Consider the following 23,022-nt stretch of genomic DNA (forward strand, 5'->3'; position numbering starts at 1 on the left):
AGCCGCCGAGATTGTCAACGATTTCCCGGGCGCTTTCCGTTGACAGGGGTCGTCCCATGCGAGCCTCGAACAAGAGGGCCGTTCGTTCCAGGAATGCTTCGTCCACGGTGCGATGGCATGAAAATAGATCGGTCTCGGCGTTGTGTTCAACACGTTTCGTGACGCGCCGCTTCGCTCTCACCATTTCTGTCGCGACCGTATCTGCATCGAGATAGGGTCGCCGAAATCGGCTCAGCGCCAAATAGCCGTATTTTACGCCTGAGTTTCTTTTTCTACTCCCCCTTGATGCCAAGGACAGGCCGCCGCTCCAAATCCAGTCTACCGACCCGCTTTTCTACACCGACCAGGTCAGCTGCTATCTCTTGATAACGCCGACAGTCCGCCTGAATCACGGATCGTTGAGGGCGTTCTGAGGGCAGGCTCCCAGCTATTTCCTTCAGGTCATCAAGGGCGGAAGCAATATGTGGCCAAGGAAAGTCTGTCGGGTCGTCGATATCGCGATCTGCGCCTGCGATGATTTCGAGCTTGGCGACGATACCAAGAAGCGACCGCGCCTGTATGTGGGGTAGCTTGTCCTGAATCTTCAAGGCCACAGTGGTGGCCTCGACCTCCGCTTGGCAGGCGATCAAATAGGCGACCTGCTTCTCCATCGCTTCCGCGCGTCTAGCGTCGAGATAACGCCTCTCTAAACGCTGTTGAAGACGGCAAAGGATCTGAGAAACATGCTGCGCCCGCAACCAATCCCGCCACAGTAGAACTGGAGGGTCTGAATCTGGCAACCGTTTCGGCGTCGGATTCCTGCCATTCGTGACGAGAGGCATAGTCGTGCTATGGTCGGAATCAGCCATGATCCGAGCTCCGCAAAGCGTGGGCGTGGTTAGACTGTTGGAAGCGGGAACCACTTCCGACGGCCGTTTCATAAAACAAGCATATTTGCACTTTTTGTGCAACAGGGCATTTGAACAATGAAGGTAAGTGCGGCCCAAGTTCGCGCGGCCCGTGGGCTTCTCGACATTTCTCAACAGGAATTGGCGGATTTATCCAAGGTAAGTTTGAGGACGATCGTGCAGTTCGAACGTGGTTCGAAACCAGCATCTGAATCGATCCTGCAAGTGCTGAAGCTATCTCTCGAAGCAGCCGGAATAGAGTTTATTCCAGAGAATGGCGGTGGCCCTGGTGTGCGTTTGTCGCGCGGTACCGCAAACACTTAGCCGAAGGCGGCACTTGCGGGCGGCATTACGGATGAGCTGTTTCCCAATCAATGTCGGCAGTGCGCCTGATTTCGGCTGTTTAGCCTTCCGATGCACAAACCCGAAAGCTGCTGTCCGTTTAGCCCGCAGCGGCCGGCTAGGTGTCAAGTGCGTGGCGCAATCTTTGGCATAGGAAGAACTTCTTCCTCGCTGTAACCTTGCGCGAAATGGCAGAGCAGATTCCCATCAATCCCGCCCTCTTAGTTTGGGCCCGCCAGCGAGCGGGGCTGAGCCGTGACGAGGCGGCACAAAAGTTTAAGCGGATCGCCGACTGGGAGGCAGGTGTATCCGCGCCGACCTACCCGCAGCTTGAGCAGCTTTCCGATACGCTTAAGGTCCCGATCGCGGTGTTTTTCTTCCCCGTCCCGCCGGACGTGCCGTCGATCAACGAGACGTTTCGCACGCTTCCTGAGGCCGAGTTGGATCGCCTGCCGAGCCGGGTCCGCATGTTGATGCGCAAGGCAAAGGCCATGCAGATCAATTTGGCGGAACTCACCCAGGGACATAACCCCGCAGAGCGCCTGATCACGCGGGACCTACAATTCGCTCCGAACGTAAACGTCGCCGAGATGGCCGCCGCCGTGCGGCAATACATCGGGGTGACCGTCCAGCAGCAGCAGGCATGGCACGGTGATGATGCGGCCCTCAAGGAGTGGCGGACGGCACTGCTGAAAGTGGGCGTATTCGTCTTCAAGGACGCATTCCGAGTGGACGACTTCTCGGGATTCTGCCTCTACGACCACGAGTTCCCAGTCATCTACGTGAACAACAGCTCGACCAAGACCCGGCAGATATTCACCTACTTTCACGAACTCGCGCACCTCATCTTCCATACGAGCGGGATCGATAAGGTTCGCGACCGATACGTTGATCGGCTCGTTGGAGATGCCTGGCAGATTGAGGTTATCTGCAACAGCTTCGCTGCCCAGGTACTGCTGCCGGAAGACGCCTTTCAACGCGCCATGGCCGGAAGGCAAGCCACCGAGGCAACTGCGGAGGCTCTCGCGTACCAGTTCCATGTCAGCAGGGAGGTGATCTTTCGTCGCCTGCTGGATCAAGGAAGGGTGGCCGAGGACCAGTACGACCGAGCGGTCGAACGATGGAACGCGCAGCGCCAAGTCGAGCGCGCGCCAGGCGGAAATCCGTACTGGACCAAGCTCGCGTACCTGGGCCGTGAGTACGTGGCACTGGCTCTGTCGCAGTATCACCAGAACAGGATCGACGAGGGACAACTGGCAGACTTCCTCGACACGAAGCCGCGTCACGTTGGTGCTCTGGAGGAGTATTTCAGCCGGGGGGCTGCTTGATGTACGTGTTCGATACCTCGCCCCTCTCAACCCTATTCAAGAACTACTACCGGCGCCGCTTCCCAACGCTGTGGGACCGGTTTGACGGGCTGGTGGCGGATGGCCGGATCATTTCCACTCGGGAGGTACGCCGGGAATGCGTGGACGGTCCTGTGGAGACCTTGCGGGACTGGGCGGGGGAGCGGGAAGAATTCTTCCACATACCCGGCGCAGCCGAGGGCGCGTTCGTGGGCCAGATATACGGGGTGGTGCACTTCCAGCAAAACATCGAGCAGCGGAAGCTGCTCAGGGGCGGGCGAAACGCCGACCCGTTCGTGATTGCGAAGGCGGCGTCCGAGGGACGAGGCGTGGTCACTATGGAGGAGTTCAAGCCAAATGGCGCGAAAATCCCGAATATCTGCCGCCACTTCGAGGTGGAGTGCCTCTCACTCGAAGAGTTCATGGAGCGCGAGGGCTGGGAGTTCTAGCGGCACTTGGGCTCAAACCTGGGACCCTGCACTTGACAGTAGCTGCGGATGCCGCAATGGCAGCTTTTGCTGGTTTCCGCCCAACACCCGCCAGTCAGCTGTCGGCCTCCAATCTGCCGGTCAGCAATGCCACGCATCTCGGCCGTAGAGGTCAGCTTAACCGCGTCCTGAAAGCCGACCAGAGTGGCCTCCTACGTCATAGTTGTGACGCTAAATCTATGGGGAGCGCTGAGATGGAAAAAGGGCTTGCCTTGTGCGGGTCGTTGAAAGCGCTTCGCCGCGGCGTTCGTACACACAAACGCGAACATCGCTTCTCTTCCCACATCGAGGGAGCGCAACCGATGGTGTCGGCCGTTCAGGTGAGCCCCGCAATGTGCAATCCCTCGATGTAGAGGGCACGGTGCTCTGGCCGCACCATCGGGTAGTATTTCTCCACCCAATCCAAAGACAGAGATGGCTGAAGCCGTTTCGCTTCGCTGAGAGCACGAACCGCTGTGGCCTGATCGCCGAACACGCCGGCAGACGCAGCGAGGGTGCGCCAGGCGGTTCCGAAATGGGGACGGAGCCTCACAGCGCGGCTCTCGAGCCGAACGGCCTCGGCGAAATCTCCAATGACGAAATGGCACATGCCCTTTATGGACAGGTTCGCCGCTTGGGTGAAGTCGCGGGGACTCAGCCTCTCCGCGATCGCGAGATGATGCAGACCGTCTGTCGGAAGGCCACCATACCCGTAGGTCGATCCGAGTATGGTGTGAGCGATTGCAAGGCTGGGGTTCAGGCTGATTGCCTCGCTCAAGGCTTCGACTGCCTGATCAAAACGGCGCGCCACCATATAGGAAAAGCCGGCCGCAAAGTGCGTCCAGGGATCTATCGGATCACGCTGGATTGCACGTTCGGCCATTTCTTGGGCGGCGCCAAGGTTGGCCGTCGGATCCACAATTCCAAGCAGTGTTCGAGCCGTTCGCATGCAGGCGAGCAAGCTATTGGCACGGGGATAGTCAGGTTCGATCTCAGTGGCCTGCATTAGCAGCGCCTCCGCGGAATCGATGTCCGCCGCCGGCCCCCACGTCCAAACATGAGGCATGGCCCTCATGACGAAGCCCCAGGCGTCGAGATTATTGGGCGAGCGGCTCTGAAAGCGGTCATACTCCGCTGCATACAATTTCGGCTCGATTGCCCCGATGACGCTTCCTGCGATTTGGTCCTGGAGAGTGAGAAAATCCGAACTCTCAACATCATAGTGCTCGGCCCACACCTGATGCCCACTCGATGTGTCGCTCACTTCGGCGCCAATTCTAAGACGCTGCCCGGATCGGCGAACGCTTCCGTCGAGCACGTAGCGGACGCCGAGCTCTCGCCCTACCTGCTTGACGTCAACGGCTTTGCCCCTATAGCTGAAGGAAGAGTTGCGAGCGGGAACAAACAGCCAGCGCAATCGCCCAAGCCGCGAGATAATGTCCTCAGCCAGCCCGTCGGCAAAGTACTGTTGCTCTGCATCCTCGCTGAGATTTGTGAATGGTAGCACCGCGACCGATGGGCCCGGCTCAGGAGATGCGGCTGCAACTGCAGGCTGATAGATTTTTTTGACATCGCCAGTGAACCGGTAGCCAACGCGAGCGACTGTGGCGATCCAGTCCGTGCCGTCGGACATCGAACCCAACAATCTTCTCAGCGAAGCGATTTGAACAGACAGATTGCTCTCCTCCACCGCGATACCCGGCCAGGCAGCGTCGATCAATTCGGTCTTGGTGAGAACTTGACCGGCGCTGTCCGTTAACTTCGCCAGAAGGAGCAGCGCTCGGTACCCAACCGGCACGGGAACTCCGTCTCGAAGAAGCGTACCGCTTTCCGAGTTCAGAACAAACGAACCAAAGGCAACGCGCGGCCCAAACATGTGAGGACCTTAAGTCTTTTCGGGACATTTCGGAACTTTTCCGAAAGCCTTGGGGACATTTGAAACCCCTAGACGCAAGGTACCTTCACTTTGATAGCGAGGAGCCTAGAATGTCATCGATCACCCACGAACGGGCACCTGTCCTTGCCGAGCCGGATTTCCAGGAGACATGCGGATTCGCAAAGCGAAGTAGAGAAGAGGAATTTCGTCTAGCTTTAGATCGCTACTTGGCCCACTACGTGGAGTATCAGAGAAGAGTCCGGCTTCAATCCGGCTCGGATGTTTCCGGGTTCGCGAGAAGACATTTGCCTAATTTCATACGGCGACTAAGAGCGGTTTTCAACGCCGCTGGCTTGGGTGCGTCTGCAGTGCTGCGCCCAGCGAGTTGGCCTATCGAGCCGCTCCATCAATCCCGTCCATTGGAGCGAACATCCTGCCACAAGCATTAGGTAGCATCGTTTCGCCTCGTCGTTGTCGACCCCTTGAAATGCTGGCGCCACGTGTCGCGTCTTCTGGGGTCAAAGCAGGACGACACAGATTGACGAGCTCTGGCAAAAGCCGGATATTACTTAAGCTGAAGCTAATATCATGGCCGCTCCGAGCCAGCCCAGGCGCCCAACGGGTGACGTTCCAATCAGAAAGCACCGAGTTTTTCAGTACGCGAAATGCTCGCCTCGAGGAGGGGCCATGAAGTCCGACCAAGAGTTATTCGAGAAGGGTCTTGCAACATACCAGAAGGTTGTCGCCGCGAACTATATGGCCCATCGGGAGGTCTATGAAACGCTGCGCCAAGTTCTTCTCGATGAGGCTTCCGGCGGCTTCGTCTTTGCCGATCTGGCCTGCGGCACAGCCCCCGGCTCAGCAGCCGCACTGGCCGGCAGCAACGTCGCACGCTATATCGGCATCGACATATCCCAACCGTCGCTCGACGCAGCCAAGGAAGCGCTTGCCCCACTCACCTGCCCGGTCGAACTGCGTTGCGGAGATTTCGTTGTTGCAATCGATTCCTGGAAGGGGCCGCTCGACGTTGTATGGATTGGTCAGTCCCTCCACCATCTTCTTGAACCGGAAAAGCGGAATTTCATGCGCAAAATCCGTGACCTGTTGCCCAGAGATGGTCTTTTTCTGATATGGGAGCCCACGCGCCTCGAGAGCGAGGATCGAGAGGGATGGCTGGAGCGATTTCATAAGATAAGGCCCGAGTGGGCGACGGTCTCTGACGAGGAGTTCGCCGCCTTTGAGACCCACTGCCGCGCATCCGATCATGCCGAGACGGCCGCGACTTGGATTGGCATGGGCCGCGAGGCCGGTTTCAGAACTGCGGACGAATTGATGATAGTGCCGAACAGACTGGCACGCGTCTACCGGTTCCGTCACTAGGGCCGTGAACTCATAAGTGCGGAATGAACTGAGACGAGTGAAACAATGGCCTGTCGGTTTCTTGCGACGGAGAAGGCGTCTAGATCGTTCATTTCTACAAGCAGGAAAAAGACAAGCCAGCCTTGCAGCCTTAGCTGGCCTTCGTCGGAAACTTCACGGCGAGATAGTGTTGGATTGCGTCGACTAGACGGTCCGAATCGGCACCCCAGATCAGGTGGTCATCTCCCGGAAGCTCAATGAGCGTGGCGCCAGCAATGTGCTCGGACAGGTAAAGCGCTTCTTCTACCTTGATCCATCGATCGCCTTTCCTCTGCAGGATGAGAGTGGGCACATGAATCGCGTGGAGGATATTGCGAACATCGACTTCTGCGCCCCAGCGCCACAATGCGATGGCATCGGAGGGAGACGCCGAACTTCTCAGATAGGCTGCGAACCATTGTTGCTCGTGGGTATCGTTCGCCAAGCTCGGCGCCCCTCGTCCCAAATCCCAAGGCTCTCCCCACTTGCGTTCGATTTCGGCCAATTCTTCTTCCATGTCCTCTCTAGTCTTTGCCCAAGGATAGTCAGGTGACCACAATCCCTGAGCGTAAGCACCGTGAAGAATGAGTGCCTCGGTTCGCTCGGGATAGGTCGCCGCAAAAAGCATGCAAAGGACGCCGCCTTCGGAACTGCCGAACAAGACCGCCCGTCGCGATCCGATTGTATCGAGTACCGCCCGTACATCGTCCGCCCGCTCTTGCAGCGTTGGAAAGCCCACGTTGCGATCAGAAAGCCCAGTGCCTCTCTTGTCGATGCGGACCAGCCGACAAAATGACCCCAGTCGGCGCAGCACGTGCGCTAGCCGCGGAGATTCCCAAGCATAGTCGAGGTTGGAAACCCAGCCCTGTACGTAGACGAGGTCGAACGGCCCTCCACCGGTTACCTGATAGGCAACGCTGACCCCGCCCGACTTTACATAGTGCGTTCCTGGGCGCAGCGAGGCTGGCATCGGACTATCGACAAGGCCTGCCGCGGGTTCCAACAACGTTGTTGAATTCGCTTTGGACGTTACCGAGCGGCTAGCACGGAGCCTGTCGTTCAGCTCACGCGTCTCCTTCTCCGGTTCCACCTGGAGGTGCTTGCGAAGGACCTCGCGGATTTGGGCATACTGCTTCAGTGCCATGTTCAATCGGCCTTGGCGGGCATAGATTTGCATGAGGCCTCGGTGAATGTCTTCCCTGAGTGGATCCGACCCGATTAGGCGCCTCGCTGCCTCGACATAAGCGGCCAGATTGTTCTCAACCGAGTAGTGATGCAGAAGTTTTTCCAGAACGCCGATCCAAATCGTCCTCAATCTCTCTCGTTCCACCCTGAGCCAGTCGTTGAACGGTTCTTCCTTCAGGGCGAAGCCATCGAGCAAGTCACCGCGATAGACAACAACGGCTTGTTCAAGCTGCTCGTGGTCTGCACCTGACGCTAGGCGCTCGAACCGTGCCACATCGATCTCAAGATCGTCGAGCTTGAGGGTGACATTGTCGCCGTCTGCCAAGAGGCGTCGGTCGTCGACCGATGGCAACGCCTTCCTGATCGCCGACAGGGCCTGTCTAAGGCTCATCCGCGCCTGCGGCTCCCCAGTATCGCCCCATAGAAGCGCGGCGAGTTTCTCGCGCGAATGGGACTGTCCAGGATTGAGCGCTAGATAAGTTACCAAACCACGCGCTTTGCGGCTCAGCGCTGCATTGGCAAACCCGCCTCCAGCAAGAGTGAAGCCGCCGAATAACAGAAGTTGTGTTTGCGCCACCGTTCGCAAGCCATGTTGGACATTCGATTGTTCCCCGGACCTGCTGCGACTTCAACTGCAATCTGTCTGGACAGGCGCTTTTCACGAACCAATCACAGTTCTTCGTACGCATCCCTCACGGCCATAGGAGAGGCTCTCAAATCAACACTTGGCAAGGGAAACGCTATGCTTGGCCCCAGCCTTTCCGATTGGCCCATTCAATCCAGGGGATCGTCAACGGTAGAACAGCCCCCCGGCGACATTCGAGCGTCACGTTATGACCTTGCACTTGCATGCTACCTGGAACAACAAGAAGCTCATCGCGCAGCGTTCATGGCATCTCGACAACATGCGCAGACCCGTGTGGGCACCCTGGTGCTCCTGCGTCTATGGAGGGTCGGCCTCTTCTTGAAACGGAAAGTCATCGCGGCGCGATAAGCCTATGACCATTCGGACCGTCGGGTGTGAGCTGAGCGACCGCTTTGCGCTGCGTCCGTCGCAAGGCAGACAGTCCGCTTGCGGCCCATTCCCAGTCATTGAACTTGCCTCAGAGAGGAGTGTTCAACGTTGACAGCAACCTGCGACTTCACCGCCACTGGTCGATGTTTTTTCGTGATGCGCTGGTGTGCCATGAGGCTGGATCAGCGACCCACCGATTGATGTCGGACTCCCGCCACCCCGCCCCATTGACACTGATCTTGATCTGAGCCGGGAACGTGCCTTCGGCGATCTTGCGATAGATGGTTGAACGGGACAAGCCAGTCCTGGCAAGGACGGTTTTGAGGCGTATAATTCGATCCGGCTCGGGCATAGTTTGCCTGCACCCCACTGGTGGTTGCTGTATCTGCTGGGACACACAGGACGGACCGAATGCTGGACGCAATCAGGTTTGTCGCCCCAGCCGGTTGCGGAGTGGAAACGGCGGCAAATCGGCATGCCTTAGATCCCAATGCCTCGCCCCCTGCCGATGCCATGGCTGAATGCGAGTTCCGCGCCCAAGCGGCGACCCGAATCCACGTTGATGCCAAGCTCGTGTTTGCGGTTTGACAGAAGGGACTCAAGTTGAGGATCGCGTTCGAGGCTCTTGGCCATGTCAGACATTGTTGTGCGCGTTGACTTGTAGCCCGACATGTCACCGGCCTGGTATTGGTCCTGGCTGGTCCGGTCGAGTTTTTGCCAACGCTCCACGAAACGGTCGGCCCGGCGGCCGGGATCGATGTCCATCCCGGTGCGGATTTCCGTTTCAAGCTGGAGAGCAAGCACGATGCGGCTGACACGTCCGGCCCCCGCCTCGCGGACAAGTTCGGGATTTTTCACATAAGCCGCTTCGGCATCTCGCCAGCCATACGGCCGCACCTTCTCGAACGCGCTACGAGCATCCTTCAGTTCTTGCATCTGCTCCAGACTGCCCTGGCCATCCGCATTTCCAGTACTGAGGATCGCGTCGATAGCGCACGCGTGACGGACAAGCGCCTTCGTACGAGCGCTGCGCAACGCGGTTTCAGCGTCCACCGGCACATTCGTGTCGCGCCGCAATCCGGTCTCGAGATTTCCTCTGCCGGGCGTCGGGCCTGCATCGCCGATCCGCACCCCACCATCTTCCCTTTCCGGTCTTCGCCCACCTTCCTGCATAGGCTCGCCGTCTCCGGGTGAGCGCAATCCGTCCAGCAGCTCGCCAATCCTGTCGCGCAGCTTCTCCGGAACGATCCGGCGTACGATCTCGACCACGCGCTCACGGAACGTGATGCCGCGCCGCTCGGCATAGCTCCGCGCCGGGTCGATCTGCTCGTAATCCGAAGCCATATCCTTAGCGCGATCCCGTGACAGAGTACGGTCCAGCCGCTCCCGCGTACTGAAGTCATCGCTGCCGTAATGCAGGTCCATCCTGTCGCGATGTCGCGACAGGGCAACGTAGCTGCCATGCGCGTCCATTCCTGGCGTGGCCATCACATGCGCGCGGTCGACGGTCATGCCCTGCGCCTTGTAAATGGTCGCGGCATAGCCATGGTCGATGTGGGCATAGTCTTTCAGGTCAAAGCGCACAGATTTGCCATCGTCATTCCGAACCGTCATGCTCTGTGTGCTGACCTCTTCGATTACGCCAATCGTGCCGTTCTTGACGCCGAGCGACCGCTCATTGCGGAGGAACATGACCCGGTCGCCGCTGGCGAAAGCCCTTACACCTCGTTCCACACCCACCTGAACCTCGTCGCCGAGATCTCCGGCAGCGCGCATACGCTCGCGCGCTGCATGGTTCAGGGCGCGCACCTCGTCGTTTGTGTGGGTGAGAATGATCCGGCTTGCCTCGGGATGCGCCTGCCTGTCGCGATTCCAGCGCTCGACAAGATTGCTGCGCGCCTCATCGCGCGTCGCTGCCTGATGCACCATGCCTTGCGCGTCATAGGCGCTGATTGCGGCGCCGATCCTGCCGGTTGCCAGATCGCGCGTGGCGTCACGCTGCCAGTCTTCGCGCTGCCGGCGCACCTGGCCGATTTCGACGCCGCCATGTCGCTCGTGAATGGAGCGGAATGCAGCACCGGCTTCGATTGCCTGCAACTGCTGCGGATCGCCGACGAGGACGACTTTCGCGCCAACGTCCGCGGCATGGGAGAGCACGCGCTCCAACTGGCGCGTGCCGACCATGCCGGCCTCGTCGATCACCATGACATCGCGCGTGGTGAGCAGATCCCTGCCCTGTCCCCAGCTATGCTCCATACTGGCAATAGTGCGTGACGAGATGCCTGATCCGCCTTCCAGGTTCTCGGCCGCGATACCGGAGAGTGCGGCACCGCGAACCTCATAGCCCGCCGCTGCCCATGCTTGGCGCGCGACGCCCAGCATGGCGCTTTTGCCCGTTCCGGCAAAGCCGACGATGACACCAAGACCACGACCATCAGTGATATGCGCAAGCGCATCGCTCTGCTCGCCCGAAAGGACAAGACCGCGTTGCGCTGCCCGCGCCAGCGCTGCCTGGCGATGTGCGTCACTCACCGCGTGGCGCTCGTCCAAATCGATACGTTCCGCAGCGCGGTGAAGGCGCTGTTCGGTGTCGATCATCTGCCTTGTGGTGAAGCGGTCTTCGCCGCGTCCGTCCTTGCCGAGTTCGACCAGATCGGGTGCGTTGCTGATGGCTGCAACCACCTTGTTGAACTGCTCCACTCCATCGCTGTGGCGATGCGAGAACTTCGCAATGTCTTTTCGGGTGAAGGTCGATTGCTGATGGGTGATGGCATCGAGCGCCACGGATGGATCGGCAATGATGCGCGCACCATTGTTGCGCGCGATCTCGCGATGCAGCTCGGCGCGATCTGCCTCAATGCCGGCAGCGGAAAGGCCTGTGCCCTTAATGCGTTGAGCCGGTGCACCAATCTGGGTTTGCGGTTCCAGGGAAATGCCCTGCGCTTCCAGACTGCGATGATCGATGCGGGCGTCGATGTCGAGTTCGGCCAGGCGCTCATTGGCCAGCTCCGCCCATCGCTCGCGCCAGCGCTCGACCAGCTGGGTAGCATTCCAGTCTCGAACCTTTGACCCAAAACCGTTCTCGTCTACGGACCGCATGGTGAGCATGACATGAGCATGCGGCTTGGGGCTGCCATCCTCCGCCCTGTCCCAATGCACATTGAGATCGGCCACCATGCCCTTGCTGACAAACTCGACTTCCACAAAGTCGCGGGCCAGTTCTATGCCTTGCGCCTGGCTGAGTTCACGAGGGAGCGCAAACTCGACCTCGCGGGCAAGCTGCGCATCCTTGCGCACCTCGAACGCCTCGACATCGTTCCACAACCGTTCGCGGTCGCTCCAGGCGTCTGGCGCGTTCTCTGGCAGCATCACCTCGGAATGGAAAACCCCACGCTTGCCAGAGAAGTCGTGCGTGCGTTCGATCCGCTCATCGCGCAACCGCGAAGCCGAACGGTACGCGGCCGACGCCACGGCACTGCTCCCTGCCTTGCGGCCAATGACCTTAACGTGAAGATGATAGATCGCCATCGCGACCAAATCATTTGCACGTCAAAGCGTACGTCGGCACGACGTATAAGCGCGCCCTCCCTCGAAAAAATCTCGGGATGGACCAGCCCGTCCCGGCCTGTCTCGGCAACCCTGAAGCCTTCCGGCAGGTGCTCCCCTATCATCACCGCATTGACGTCAGATGGAGACAGCCATGCGTAAACCACGGGACTTTGACGCGGAACTGAAGGCGCTGGACGACAAGGCGCGAGAACTCAAAACACGGAAGGTGCAGCAGCTTGGCGAACTGGTGATCGCTACCGGCGCCGATCAACTCGGCACCGACGAACTGGCTGGTGCGCTGGTTGCAATCACTGAGACGAAAGACACGGCAAAGCGCGATGCATGGGCAAAGCGTGGGGTGATGTTTTTCGAAAGCAGGTCACGGCGAACTGCTCCGGCATCTCAGCGCAACGTTCGCGGCGCTCAAACGCAATCGGGCAGCGCACAATCGCCGGCAGGCGGCTCGGGCTCGCAATGACATGCGCACTTGGCAGGTCGAGCGCCGCAAGCGCACCAGGCATCTGATCGAACTCGGCGGTCTTGTCGTCAAGGCAGGCATCGTCGATCTGACTGCAGATGATCGCGCTATCATCTACGGCGCGCTGCTCTGGATGGCCGTCAAGCTGCAGGGCCAAGAAGGCGAGGATGCACGGGACCTGTGGGCCGCGAAGGGGAAACAGGCGTTCGATGGGGAATGGCGCGAAGAGCAAATGGGGAAGCGATAGTCGCATTGGTCGGCGCGAGTGACGGCCGGTGTGAAGCCCGAACAGCGCCGCCCGCGCTGCACCAACTGTGGACGCTGTGACCTAATGTGGTGGACGGCCTCCGCTCCCGGCATAGCAATGTGCCAAAGTGTGGCTGTCGAAAGTCACATGAGGGAGAGCCGTCCATGGAGAAGATTACCACAATTGGGGTGGATATCGCCAAGCACCTGTTCCAGGTCCACGGGATCAATGCTGCTGGCAAAACCGTGACCCGCCGTAAGCTGCGCCGCGACGATGTCGTTGGATTCTTCGAGGCTTTGCCGCCGTGCCTGATCGGTATCGAGGCTTGTGCGACAGGACACCACTGGGCTCGGGTTCTAATGGCACTGGGCCACGAGGTTCGGCTGATGCCGGCGTCTTACGTCAAGCCATATGTGAAGCGGCAGAAGAATGACGCCACTGATAAAGAGGCGATTTGCGAGGCGGTGACGCAGCCGACCACGCAGCTCCGTCTCGGGCGGACGCCGGGACTGGTAGCGGATCATCTTGCGATCAGCGCCCACAAAGGAACAGGCCCGACGCTCTGACAGGCCCATGACGGCCTGCAGATGCGCAACGGCTTCGCGCTTGGCGGCGGGCCCTACCATTTTTTTGACAGAAGCTCACGCAACGCCGAGGCTTCCAGCATCTGATCGGCGAGCAGCTTCTTCAGCTTGGCGTTCTCGTCTTTCAGCGCCTTCAGCCGCTTGGCGTCGGACACGTCCATCCCGCCATACTTCGCCTTCCAATTATACAGCGTCGCCTCCGAGACCCCGTGCTTGCGGGCCAGATCGCCCGCCTTCGCACCCGCCTCATGCTCGCGCAGAACCGCGATGATCAGCTCTTCCGTGAACCGCTTTCTCTTCATCAGTCCGTCCCTCGATCAAGGGCCGGACTCTAATCTCAGATGGAGGAAATTCTTAGGGCAGGTCATGCTAAGGAACGCCTCCTCCAGGCAGAGACATACACTTCCCGTCCGCACCGCCGGTTGCGGCTGGCGCTGTTGCAAAACGCAGTTGGTTGTGACGTCGCTTAGGCCCTACGGCTGCAGTTGCGTGTAACCCTGCTGCACAAGTTCAATGACGCGAAAATTTGCACCGGCGTTGATCTTCACGCCAGGCAGCATGTCGGCATTTACCCAATGATTGTCCACCATCGTCTTGCCGCACTCCTCGAACTGGACGCCCAGTTTCTGAAATTCCGCGATCTGCTTCTTGTAGGGATTGCCGTCCTGCCATTTACGCACTCGATTATATGTGTCGTCATCGAGAAGCATGTAGCCGGATTCACCATGAAACACCGCGACAATGTCCGCCTTGACGCCATCTTGCTTGAAGCGGCTGGTCATCGCGCGGATATAGGACAGTCCCGTTGGCTCGTCGCCTTCGAAGGCCGGACGACTGATATTTACAACCACCTTCGCTTCCTTGATGTTTGCCGGTATGTCGATCGTGAGACCGCCCTGACCAGCCGGCTCCGTTGCGAAGGCAGGAGAGACGAACAGCATTGCCAACGCAAACGTCGCTGCGGTCGCGTCGATCCGAAATGTCCGAAGCCGGAGCCGTTGCCTGGCTCGGGTACGATTTTCATTCATCGCCATAGGACCTCCGTAGAGTTGAGAAATTTGTTGTTTCCCAATGTGAACGGTCCCGGATCATATGTCGACATACCGACTTTCGTCTTTATATGAAAGAGCTGTACGCGCGACGTTAATTATAAATGAAGAAGAAAGACAGAATATAGATGCGGTTCTAAGTATGTAATATGCAGCTGCAGAATATGTACCCCTCTCTCTTAATTCCGATGGAACATAAAACGCAATTGCCAATAACATCGGCTCAACCATTCCGAATTTTAATCCCCTCTGAGTATCGGATACATCCTTCTCTACATAGCTTGCTAGGATAAAATTTGTTAGTACCAAAATTCCTCCGATTACAGCCAATACCGTATTTAATACATAACACAGTAACGATAGTTCAGGCCTACACGCGCCTATGATAGAAACAACAAGAGATAACGTAATTACACCAAGTACGCCATTCTCAATACCATATACGTTTATATTTTTGGCTGGCGACATGTACGTGGTTATAATCGATACACCCCACGTAGTAATTTTCGCCGCAACCAGCAAAATACTAAGGCTCACCTTTTTAAAAGGTTTATCTTTCAGGTTTGTGTAGCTAGAGATACCAGAGAAAAGTGCTGTGAAAAATCGAGATCCCGCCGCCAAACACGAAAAAGCGGCTGTCACCTCCCACGATACTGACGCCTCTCTGTTGCCCGCGATTGCTTGTGTAGCGCGCGGGGCGGAACGGAACTGCGCGCTCGCGATCGCTTGAAAGGAGTCGAGAGTATCCGCCCCGCTCAGCGCCTTCGCTTGAGCGCTGGAGAATGGCGCTTTGTCTGCCACAAGTTTGCAAAGTACGGTCGCCGGGACTGCAGCGATCAGGCAGCTGACGTCCAGGATGGTCAGCGTGCTACCAGGTGCGATGACTTTCTCATAGAGCCACGTGATAACCGGAATGTCGATAGGGGAGTTCAAGATCGAGTCGATCGCCTTGATCGCGAGTTGAGACACACTGCAGACAACGGCAATGATGTTCTTCGTCGTATCGAGCAGCGCATCGGTGAAGGCGGCAATCAAGCGCTTGAATATCTCTTCGAGATCAAATTGCATGATGTTCTTTGCAATATCGACAACAATTTCATCGTAGGCCGCCTGAATGGCCTTGATTTCGTTTTCTCCAATGCCCCCGAGCGTTTTTGTGATCGAGTCCGAAGGTAGATCGGAATCCGTGGAATACGTGGAACTCGCTCGACCGACCGTGTGACGGTTGACCTTGCTCGCGATCCAGCTCGTTTTCGTGTCCTTGGCAACGGAAGGGGCCTTGCTACCTTTAGCCACGGCTGAGATCGTCAGATGCGACACGCCGTTCGCCGGCCATTTCACGGACTTCTCGGCCAGGGCTGGCTTCAGTTGGTCGAGAGCAGCGGCCACGTCGCTTTCAATGGATGCGATGGCGGTATCGAAGTGCTTGAGAGCAAGCTGCGTCATTTTCCGCATTACGACATGCGTGTTGAGAATATCACCCCATTCAAACAGAAAGCGCAGCCACTCGATGATTTCATCGATCACCGCACCGATCTGGTTGAAAACCCACTCGATGACATCCCAGACCTGCTCGGCAAATTTCAGCACGGCCGAGAAAGCTGACTCCAATCCATTGATGACGATCCGTAGACCGTCATCAACCTTCTTGATGACGATGTTCGCAACTTTCACCAGACCGCTTCTTATGGCATTCCAGATGTCGCCGAAGCTGACTTCGATTGGATCGAAAATACCTTGCGGCGCAGCAAGCCGCGCCGACGGCGCAGCGGCGACAGGAAGCGTGAGTACAGTACCGTTTGGCAAATTCGAGAAATCGAGCGACGTTGTGACGGTGCTGACGGCCGGCCGAATGTCGTATGATTGCGGACCGGCATCCCCGACATCCACGGTCACGTCGTCCGCCTTTCCACGTTGGGTAAGGCGGGATTGTACCTTCACAAGTTGGCGAAGGGCATCCGCCGCGTTTGAAAGCTGGCTGGATTGGCGAGCCGGAATCAGCGGCACCTTTGCCCCTCCGCGGGTAACGGTCGCTCCGCGTAAATCGTCAGCGTTGATGGATTTGAGACGGTTTGCAACGGTTGCCTTGGGATCGAAGTCGATCACCTCCTTCATGAAATCGCCGGCAAGCCGGATTTTCGGAGTCGTAAGCCCCTTTGCCACGGTCGCGACGCTGAACATGCCGAGGGCGTTGGTCTGGATCGTGGCAGATTGGCCGGATTGGTCGACGAAGAAATGGGAACCGTCAACGGCAATGAGGCTGAGCGACGAGGCCGAAATACGGACGGTCTGATTGGCCAAAGGCGTGCCATCCGCATCGCTCAGCGTTACCTGCGTCGTATAGGCATTGCACTGCGTGGTCTTGGTCAGATCATCCTCGGTGACCGGCAGCAGGATCGACCGTGCTGACCACAAGGTGGTCGTCTGATCCTGCGACAGATGCGTAAGGGAATGTTCCTGGTCAACGGTAAAGATATCGATCTCGTTCACCGGGTTGCGCCACGCCGTCATTTCCCCAACCTGCTTTTGCAGGCCAATGGGTTGGCCCCAGCCGCCGGCAGGCTTTTCTTCTACAAAGGACAGGATACCGTTTTGGTTCAGCCACCAGATTTCGAGCCGACCGTCGGGATGGCGCCCGGCGCACATTGCCCGAGCAGAAGCGTCGGGACCCATCGACACAATTTTCGTCGCCGCTTCCGATACTTTCGTGGCGTCTTGCGTTGTTTGCTGCTCGGGGCTCAGTCCATAAAGGCTGTCGGTACCGAGGAAGAGCTGGGTATCGCCTGAAGGCAGACCGATCGCTGCAAGAGCGACGGGACTGATGGTGACCGGTACGACATGGTTGTAGATGCTGAAATCGGGAAACGAGGTTACGATCAGTCTTGTTGTGACGTCGTCGACGCGAAGCAGCGTATAGATCAATCCTTCGAGCCCGGGGATTTTGGCCTCCAGCTTGGCACTGTGTCCGATCGCCATGTCGAGGACACCGCTGCCGTTGAGCGGCAGCGGAACCTCCTTCCAGACGGTCTCCTTTCCACTCGGATCGGAATGGAGGAAGAACGTGGACAGCTGTCGTTGTGCGTTTACCGTGGCCACCACGACAACCGGATGCCCGTCAGCAGTCGAGCCGGTTGTCATCGCGGTTATTTCGCTGCCAGCGCATGAGCCGCGCTGGGCCCAGCGGCCCGGCTTTCGTGCAGGCGTGAAATCCGTCGCAACATAGACCGTGCGTTCGGCACCCGACTTCGGCGCGGTCGCGATTGCCAGGATTGGCGAGCCGTCAATTGCTTGTGCCGCACATAGATGCAAAGTGCGAAGACCTGTCGGCAGATCCGCGCTGAGATCGGTTCTTTCCCATCCCGTGCTCGAGCCGGGCGCCTTGGTAAGCATGTAGACATGGTCATCGACCCCGACCGAGAAGAGCAGCAGCGTGCCGTCCCTCTGCATTGCCGAAGCTATATCCCGGTCGCCGGCCAACTCGCTTCCCGGTACATAGTCTTTCATGATTTCAGAACGGAGGCTGACATTGATCATCGATCTCTCCTGCCGAGATTGGATTGCCGCGAAAGGTTTTGGGAATCACGTGTCGTCGGTTGAGATGGGCCGCCTCAGTTCTTGATCGTGGTCGTCATCTTGAGGTGGCCCTGTGGCGTCGTGGCGATGTCCTTGAAGAAGAACTCGGAACCTGCGGCAAGGACAATGCGCGACTTCAGATGCATCCCGCTGGCTTGGAGTGGCGCCGCGATGGCCTGGGGCCACGACAGAGCCTCCATGCGCGTGAAAATGGCGCTCTCTGGGCTACCTGTGATCGCTACCAATGCCGAGTCCACCATGCCGGACGCTACTTTCTCGAACGTACCGAGTGAGTTCGGATGTTCTTTGATGTCGTGGCTTGTTTTGCTGTTCTCGAGGTTGAGCGTCAGGTTATTTCCACCGTCTAAGCCAAAAACGAAATCCGCATTCCAGAACATCTTGATACTTGAATATCCAACATAGCTTCCGGCCCCATCGTGAGCGTCATGGTCGAACGTTACGCGGATCTGGCAGGAATATCGCGGCTGACCGGCAACCGGCGTGAAGGTAACGGTCGTGGATTTGTTCGATTTCCCTGATTTATACGCCTTGACGGTGTTGTCGGATTGCTTGAAATCCTGCGGCTGAAACCCGAAGAGTTTCGCAACGGGAGGCACAAGCACTTGCATGACGAGGCGCTCGGCGATCACATAGGCGCCTTGGACCTGATCAGAATTGAGCCAGTTGCTGTCGAAGAGCCCCGACGTAGCATCGGAAGGCACAGGTCGTCCTCCCGTTTGCGACAGGAAGTTAAGACTGCTGCGACCAGGATCCGAGCCTTCGGCATAGATTGAATAGCTGGATCCGGTCGGCGCGAACATGGCGTCCTTCGGCGGTACTTTCTTGTCCGTTGCCATATAGCCGAAGATGAACGGATTGTTTGATCCTCGCAGCGTCTCGATCACGCTCTGCACCACGGCGCGCAGTTGAGTGATCACGCTGGGCGAGATGAGGTCGGCATTCTTTACACCAGCGGCAGGAACGAACTCGTAGCTGTCCGCAATCAAATTCGCGTCCTCGAAATTGAGAAACAGATGACGAATGTCGTACATGTCGACGGTGAAGGCCTTCAGTTGCCGCTTGACGGCATCGGGAATGAGCTTGTGTGCGGCGATGTCTGCCTGGGCGATTTCCGCAAGGCTCAAATTGACCGTGACTTTCAGCCCCCAGCCCTTCATCTGGATCGTTTTGCTGGTGACGGCAGGCTTGCCGTTTGCATCCTGGCCGAGGCTCGAATAGGTCATCGTTCCTCCGGTAAATGGAAAGATGACGTTGAGCGCTCTTGCGCCGGCGTTGCCTGTCACTGCGTTGACGGTTGGGGTTCCGACCGAAAGGTCGATAGACCAGAATCCATCGGGGTCGGCGGCCTTCCAAGTGGTTGGCAAAACCGAGAGGGCTGATAGCAGCTCCAACTGGTTATTGATCGTCTTCTGGCTGACCGCGTAGACAAGGTCGTAGCCGCTCAACTCGTTTAACCCGCTCATCCTTGTCTCCTGCCGCTGATCTGCGGTCGGAAGACTGTCACGCCAGGACTGACACCGTTAGTCAGTTTGTCTCATGGAACTGGACGTTTTATCTCCACGGCATGGATCGGTTTTGCAACGCAAAGTGCCGGTTAAGAGGGCGTTAATTTCACGATTATTTTTTACTAAACTTCTGTTCGTAGGTTTCTTCTCGTATTAACGCGGCTTAGCCAAAGTTATCTATCTCACGTTTCAGCGTTGTCTGCGCAGACTTTATTCGCCTTCTCTTATATACCTGCGGTGATACTTCTGTTTTGACCGAAATGCAGTACAGGCGGAGGAGCAGTGAAATCAGCACCCACTTCCATCGCAAACCTGACCACGAATTCGGTGCCGGTCGCGGACCGCCTGGATTTCTGGCGAGAGCAGTTCACATCCTGCGTGATATCCCGGCCTCCAAACGATACCCGAGCCGATTTCCGTAGCGAGTTGCTTCGATGCGCTGATAGTGATGGAACGTCCTTCCTTCATATCCGCGGCGACCCGCTGATATGCGGTTTCGGCAAGCGCGAGAGCGGCCTTGTGCTTGTCGGATGCGTACGCTCGGGGACCTTCGAGGTCAGCCATGACGATGAGCGCACAACGGTTCTTGATAGCAATAGCGGGCTGATCCTGCTGGATTGCGACCGCCGCTTTGTGACCTCGTCCACTCGGTACGAACTCGCGCAGCTTGCGCTTCCTCGTTCGCTGATAATGAGTGTGCTTGGCCCCAGACCAGTGTTGCGCGACAAAGCTGTTGTCAAGTTACCAGAAAACGGTTTGACGCCAATCCTCCTTGCCCATCTCGACGCCATGTCACGCTATGGCACCGAACTGGATAAAGCGGACGCTGCGGCCGCAATGCACTCGATGGCCTCTCTCGCGATCGCCATGCTCTCACGCCTTGCACGAGGCGAAGATCGGAAGAACGAACTCGACGAATATCTGTTCGCCGCGGCGAGGCGCTACATAGAGGCACATGCTTCACGCCACGATCTGACTGCCGCTCGCATTGCAGCAGCCATAGGGTGCTCACGCGCGCGTCTCTACCGACTGTTCGCCGATCGATCCATGTTTGTTGCCGGTCTCTTGCGGGAAATTCGGCTTACGCGTGCACGCGCCTTGATCGAGACATACCCTGGGCGACCGGTTGGGCAGACTGCATTCGACTGCGGATATTCCGATCTCTCAACTTTCGGCAAGGCGTTCAAACGGCGTTATGGGATGTCGCCGATCGAATATCGCGGAGAGGTCGTCAGAGAAAACCATCCGCATTTCACGGAGAAATCTCGCCCATCGTGACGTATGGGAATAGTAAGACGAAGGAAGGAAACGATTTTAGAGGAAGTGCGATATGACAGACGCGGGCACGTTAGCGACAATGAACCGTGCGGCGCGAGAGAGTTCTGTTGTCGGCGCATTGGATGACGCCAATTGGCGAGGCACAGCGTTGGGCCTGCTCACCGTGCGGGTTGTGCACGGTTTCATATATTGGGGCGGGGGATCGCGCCGCTTCATTTTCGATCCCGAAAAACTCGACCCGAGCGCGCATAACTGGATGGCGAACAAGTTACAGGATGCGATGCCCGGTGCGCTTTTTGGAACCGATCAAGCCATCTCCTTCCTACTCAAACACTTCGATCTTCTCTATGCGACGATCATCGTGTTCAGTGCTGCCGAGTTGCTCGCTGGGATGATGCTCATCGTGGGCTTTATGACGCGCGCCGCCGCGTGCGCGTCTCTGGGCTTTTCAATCGCCTTGATGGTGATGTTCGGATGGATAGGTGCTGTATGTCTCGAGGGATGGACGATGGCCGCATGCAACATCGCCATGGCCTGCGCCCTGATGCTTAACGGAAGTGGCGCATATTCCCTTGATAATTTGCTGCTCAGGCGCCGTCTGCATATGGCCACCCATCGCTGGTTCCGATGGACGACTGGAAGCCTTCCTTTGCCGCTTTCCGAAGGTACGTTCCAGAAGCTCGCGCTGCTGGACTTCTTTCTCGCCACAATCTTTGTGGTGGGGCTCTACAGTCACTATCGCGGCGCTGTGTTGACATCTTTTCATCCTGGTCCAGTGAGCCCATCGGTAACCCATTTCAGCGTGGGAAACGCGAGGGTAAGCGAAAACTTTGTCAGTCTTCACGCCTACCTCGATGCTGGCACACCCGAAGCTCCAGCCTTTATAGTGGAAGCGGCGGTCGAGGACGGTTCCGGAAAGATTCTCGCCCGTTGGGGTGCGGCACAACTCGCAGCCCTGCCCTCAGATCACATCAAGAACGAATACGCGTATAATCAGGTCGTCCCGGGGCCGCACGGGCTGATTGCTCGCATGGGCGCAAAGGCAGAGATACGATTGCCTCTTGAGCATTCGCTTCCTGCTACAGCGCCAAATGCCGTTGTCAGGCTGATTGTCGTCGATGGTCAAAGTTTCCGCGCCGACCTCAAAATGGACGATGTCAATTCCAGCTCCCAGGCAGAGAAGCAGAGGTAGGATTTCTGACTTCTGTTTCCCCGATCGATTGGGATGTAGCCTTGCTCCCGCCAATTCTGTCCTTGGCGCAGCTCAACCCGCATTGGCATCGGACCATGATAGCGCTTTTGGAACTTTCGGTCATCCTGGCGGGCACGAACATATCCGTCGATCCCATCGGGAGTGGCCCGGCCGTTTCGGGATTTGAAAATCGGATCATTCCATTGTGCTCTCAAGCAAAAGCAGAAGCAGGAAGCCGACGAAAAACATAGCCGTGACCCAAGGCCGGTCTGGGGTCTCGTGAGCCTCGACGAGGAGTTCTTCCGTCACCAAATATAGAAGCGCGACCAAGCCGAAGGCGAAGAAGCCGGTCAGATACGGGCCAGGAAGTGTCGAAATCGGGACCGCGGCAACGGCACCGAGCGGCAGCAAAAGCACGAGCACGGCGGTAACCGCAACGACGCGGATGGGAGTTTTAACCGACTCGCCGAGTTCGACCGCTACAGTCAACCCGAGAAAGAGCACTTCGATTGTGAGTGCGATCGTCAGCAGCAATCCGACCTTGGCGCCGGCCACAAAACCGAGGCCAAGCACGAGACCATCGACGAGGATGTCAGCTCCGACGATCGTCAAGAAGCCGATCGGTCCCTTGCTCCTCTCCTCGAGGTTCTTCAGCAGTAGCATCACGACCACGCCCACGGCGCCACCGATGGCAACCGGCACTGCCGATCCTTCCTGCTTCAGGCCTGGGAGAATTTCACCTGCCGCAGCGGCGAAGACGACGCCGGCAGCGAAATGCTGAATCGCGCTGACAAGCCCGGGTCCGGGGCGGCGATAAGCAGCAATTGCGGCGCCAAGAATTGCGGCACCCACAGGAATGAGCGTGTAGATAAAAGAAGCCATTCCGAATGATTGCGGCATAGCGTGCCCCCCATGGTCGAAATGGCAAAGCTGAAGACAGTATCAGACGCCAGTGTCTAAGGACGATAGCCTATCTTTCTCGGATCGACATCGACCAGGCTATGATCTCCCAGAACTTGGTATCGAGGCA

The 23,022-nt window shown here is 57.8% G+C and carries 17 protein-coding genes and 2 pseudogenes; 9 read left to right on the forward strand and 10 right to left on the reverse strand.

What is annotated here, in order from left to right; genetic code table 11:
• Positions 1 to 272: 272 nt before the first annotated feature.
• Positions 273 to 848 carry a hypothetical protein gene (locus CK227_RS00080; RefSeq protein WP_095770965.1) on the reverse strand — a complete coding sequence of 192 codons (576 nt, stop codon included), beginning with the start codon at positions 846 to 848 and terminating at the stop codon, positions 273 to 275.
• 117 nt (positions 849 to 965) lie between these two features.
• Here CK227_RS00080 and CK227_RS00085 point away from each other — a divergent pair, with 117 nt between their 5' ends.
• The 3 genes from CK227_RS00085 to CK227_RS00095 all read left to right on the forward strand — a co-directional run bounded on the left by CK227_RS00085 (position 966) and on the right by CK227_RS00095 (position 3,024).
• Positions 966 to 1,211, forward strand: a complete 246-nt coding sequence (locus CK227_RS00085; protein WP_095770966.1) for a helix-turn-helix transcriptional regulator — start codon at positions 966 to 968, stop codon at positions 1,209 to 1,211.
• Between the two features lie 206 nt (positions 1,212 to 1,417).
• On the forward strand, positions 1,418 to 2,557 hold the full coding sequence (locus CK227_RS00090) for an XRE family transcriptional regulator (RefSeq protein WP_095770967.1): 1,140 nt from the start codon (positions 1,418 to 1,420) through the stop codon (positions 2,555 to 2,557).
• The gene (locus tag CK227_RS00095) at positions 2,557 to 3,024 is read left to right on the forward strand and encodes a PIN domain-containing protein (protein ID WP_095770968.1); all 468 of its coding nucleotides are present in this window, start codon (positions 2,557 to 2,559) and stop codon (positions 3,022 to 3,024) included. Before CK227_RS00090 ends, CK227_RS00095 begins: the two co-directional genes overlap by 1 nt.
• 355 nt (positions 3,025 to 3,379) lie before the next feature.
• On the opposite strand, the gene CK227_RS00100 is transcribed toward CK227_RS00095, so the two are convergent.
• Entirely contained in the window at positions 3,380 to 4,918 is a 1,539-nt protein-coding gene (locus tag CK227_RS00100) for a winged helix-turn-helix domain-containing tetratricopeptide repeat protein (RefSeq protein ID WP_095770969.1), read from the reverse strand.
• A gap of 687 nt (positions 4,919 to 5,605) precedes the next feature.
• Here CK227_RS00100 and CK227_RS00105 point away from each other — a divergent pair.
• The gene (locus CK227_RS00105; protein WP_179296347.1) at positions 5,606 to 6,298 is read left to right on the forward strand and encodes a class I SAM-dependent methyltransferase; all 693 of its coding nucleotides are present in this window, start codon (positions 5,606 to 5,608) and stop codon (positions 6,296 to 6,298) included.
• Between the two features lie 130 nt (positions 6,299 to 6,428).
• On the opposite strand, the gene CK227_RS00110 is transcribed toward CK227_RS00105, so the two are convergent.
• The 3 genes from CK227_RS00110 to traA form a co-directional block, all read right to left on the reverse strand.
• Positions 6,429 to 8,078, reverse strand: coding sequence for an alpha/beta hydrolase (locus CK227_RS00110; protein WP_095770971.1), 1,650 nt, complete (start codon positions 8,076 to 8,078; stop codon positions 6,429 to 6,431).
• Positions 8,079 to 8,643: 565 nt separating this feature from the next.
• Entirely contained in the window at positions 8,644 to 8,868 is a 225-nt protein-coding gene (locus tag CK227_RS00115) for an AlpA family phage regulatory protein (RefSeq protein ID WP_095771419.1), read from the reverse strand.
• 128 nt (positions 8,869 to 8,996) lie between these two features.
• Positions 8,997 to 12,044, reverse strand: a complete 3,048-nt coding sequence (gene traA / locus CK227_RS00120) for a Ti-type conjugative transfer relaxase TraA (protein WP_095770972.1) — start codon at positions 12,042 to 12,044, stop codon at positions 8,997 to 8,999.
• Between the two features lie 172 nt (positions 12,045 to 12,216).
• On the opposite strand from traA, the gene CK227_RS00125 reads away from it, so the two are divergent.
• From CK227_RS00125 to CK227_RS00135, 3 genes and pseudogenes are all read left to right on the forward strand, one after another.
• Complete coding sequence (locus CK227_RS00125; protein ID WP_179296368.1) at positions 12,217 to 12,543, forward strand: conjugal transfer protein TraD; 327 nt, start codon at positions 12,217 to 12,219, stop codon at positions 12,541 to 12,543.
• Position 12,544: 1 nt separating this feature from the next.
• Complete coding sequence (locus tag CK227_RS00130) at positions 12,545 to 12,790, forward strand: conjugal transfer protein TraD (RefSeq protein ID WP_095770974.1); 246 nt, start codon at positions 12,545 to 12,547, stop codon at positions 12,788 to 12,790.
• Between the two features lie 164 nt (positions 12,791 to 12,954).
• Positions 12,955 to 13,275: pseudogene (locus CK227_RS00135) on the forward strand (transposase); the annotation flags it as partial.
• On the opposite strand, the pseudogene CK227_RS00140 reads toward CK227_RS00135, so the two are convergent.
• The 4 genes and pseudogenes from CK227_RS00140 to CK227_RS00155 form a co-directional block, all read right to left on the reverse strand.
• Positions 13,258 to 13,676 (reverse strand): annotated as a pseudogene (locus CK227_RS00140) (transposase); the annotation flags it as partial. The pseudogenes CK227_RS00135 and CK227_RS00140 overlap by 18 nt on opposite strands.
• Positions 13,677 to 13,847: 171 nt before the next feature.
• Positions 13,848 to 14,408, reverse strand: a complete 561-nt coding sequence (locus CK227_RS00145; protein WP_095770975.1) for a DsrE family protein — start codon at positions 14,406 to 14,408, stop codon at positions 13,848 to 13,850.
• Between the two features lie 54 nt (positions 14,409 to 14,462).
• Positions 14,463 to 17,957: a hypothetical protein gene (locus CK227_RS00150; RefSeq protein ID WP_095770976.1), complete on the reverse strand. Its 3,495-nt coding sequence runs from the start codon at positions 17,955 to 17,957 to the stop codon at positions 14,463 to 14,465.
• A gap of 74 nt (positions 17,958 to 18,031) precedes the next feature.
• Positions 18,032 to 19,480 carry a hypothetical protein gene (locus tag CK227_RS00155; protein WP_143750476.1) on the reverse strand — a complete coding sequence of 483 codons (1,449 nt, stop codon included), beginning with the start codon at positions 19,478 to 19,480 and terminating at the stop codon, positions 18,032 to 18,034.
• Positions 19,481 to 19,804: 324 nt separating this feature from the next.
• On the opposite strand from CK227_RS00155, the gene CK227_RS00160 reads away from it, so the two are divergent.
• Both CK227_RS00160 and CK227_RS00165 read left to right on the forward strand, forming a co-directional pair.
• Positions 19,805 to 20,800 carry an AraC family transcriptional regulator gene (locus CK227_RS00160; protein ID WP_143750477.1) on the forward strand — a complete coding sequence of 332 codons (996 nt, stop codon included), beginning with the start codon at positions 19,805 to 19,807 and terminating at the stop codon, positions 20,798 to 20,800.
• 52 nt (positions 20,801 to 20,852) lie between these two features.
• A complete protein-coding gene (locus CK227_RS00165; protein ID WP_095770979.1) occupies positions 20,853 to 21,992 on the forward strand; it encodes a TQO small subunit DoxD in 1,140 nt (379 codons plus the stop codon).
• Between the two features lie 195 nt (positions 21,993 to 22,187).
• Here the strand turns inward: CK227_RS00165 and CK227_RS00170 are convergent, their stop codons facing one another.
• Entirely contained in the window at positions 22,188 to 22,874 is a 687-nt protein-coding gene (locus tag CK227_RS00170; RefSeq protein WP_095771420.1) for a transporter, read from the reverse strand.
• Between the last annotated feature and the right edge of the window lie 148 nt (positions 22,875 to 23,022).

The organism is Mesorhizobium sp. WSM4308 (genome assembly GCF_002294905.1).
GTDB lineage: Bacteria > Pseudomonadota > Alphaproteobacteria > Rhizobiales > Rhizobiaceae > Mesorhizobium.

Excerpts from the sequence above, each read along its gene's own strand:
- CK227_RS00080 (WP_095770965.1), bottom strand. The coding sequence starts at position 848 with ATGGCTGATTCCGACCATAGCACGACTATGCCTCTCGTCACGAATGGC.
- CK227_RS00085 (WP_095770966.1), top strand. The coding sequence starts at position 966 with ATGAAGGTAAGTGCGGCCCAAGTTCGCGCGGCCCGTGGGCTTCTCGAC.
- CK227_RS00090 (WP_095770967.1), top strand. The coding sequence starts at position 1,418 with ATGGCAGAGCAGATTCCCATCAATCCCGCCCTCTTAGTTTGGGCCCGC.
- CK227_RS00095 (WP_095770968.1), top strand. The coding sequence starts at position 2,557 with ATGTACGTGTTCGATACCTCGCCCCTCTCAACCCTATTCAAGAACTAC.
- CK227_RS00100 (WP_095770969.1), bottom strand. The coding sequence starts at position 4,918 with ATGTTTGGGCCGCGCGTTGCCTTTGGTTCGTTTGTTCTGAACTCGGAA.
- CK227_RS00105 (WP_179296347.1), top strand. The coding sequence starts at position 5,606 with ATGAAGTCCGACCAAGAGTTATTCGAGAAGGGTCTTGCAACATACCAG.
- CK227_RS00115 (WP_095771419.1), bottom strand. The coding sequence starts at position 8,868 with ATGCCCGAGCCGGATCGAATTATACGCCTCAAAACCGTCCTTGCCAGG.
- traA (WP_095770972.1), bottom strand. The coding sequence starts at position 12,044 with ATGGCGATCTATCATCTTCACGTTAAGGTCATTGGCCGCAAGGCAGGG.
- CK227_RS00125 (WP_179296368.1), top strand. The coding sequence starts at position 12,217 with ATGCGTAAACCACGGGACTTTGACGCGGAACTGAAGGCGCTGGACGAC.
- CK227_RS00130 (WP_095770974.1), top strand. The coding sequence starts at position 12,545 with ATGCGCACTTGGCAGGTCGAGCGCCGCAAGCGCACCAGGCATCTGATC.
- CK227_RS00145 (WP_095770975.1), bottom strand. The coding sequence starts at position 14,408 with ATGGCGATGAATGAAAATCGTACCCGAGCCAGGCAACGGCTCCGGCTT.
- CK227_RS00150 (WP_095770976.1), bottom strand. The coding sequence starts at position 17,957 with ATGATCAATGTCAGCCTCCGTTCTGAAATCATGAAAGACTATGTACCG.
- CK227_RS00155 (WP_143750476.1), bottom strand. The coding sequence starts at position 19,480 with ATGAGCGGGTTAAACGAGTTGAGCGGCTACGACCTTGTCTACGCGGTC.
- CK227_RS00165 (WP_095770979.1), top strand. The coding sequence starts at position 20,853 with ATGACAGACGCGGGCACGTTAGCGACAATGAACCGTGCGGCGCGAGAG.
- CK227_RS00170 (WP_095771420.1), bottom strand. The coding sequence starts at position 22,874 with ATGGCTTCTTTTATCTACACGCTCATTCCTGTGGGTGCCGCAATTCTT.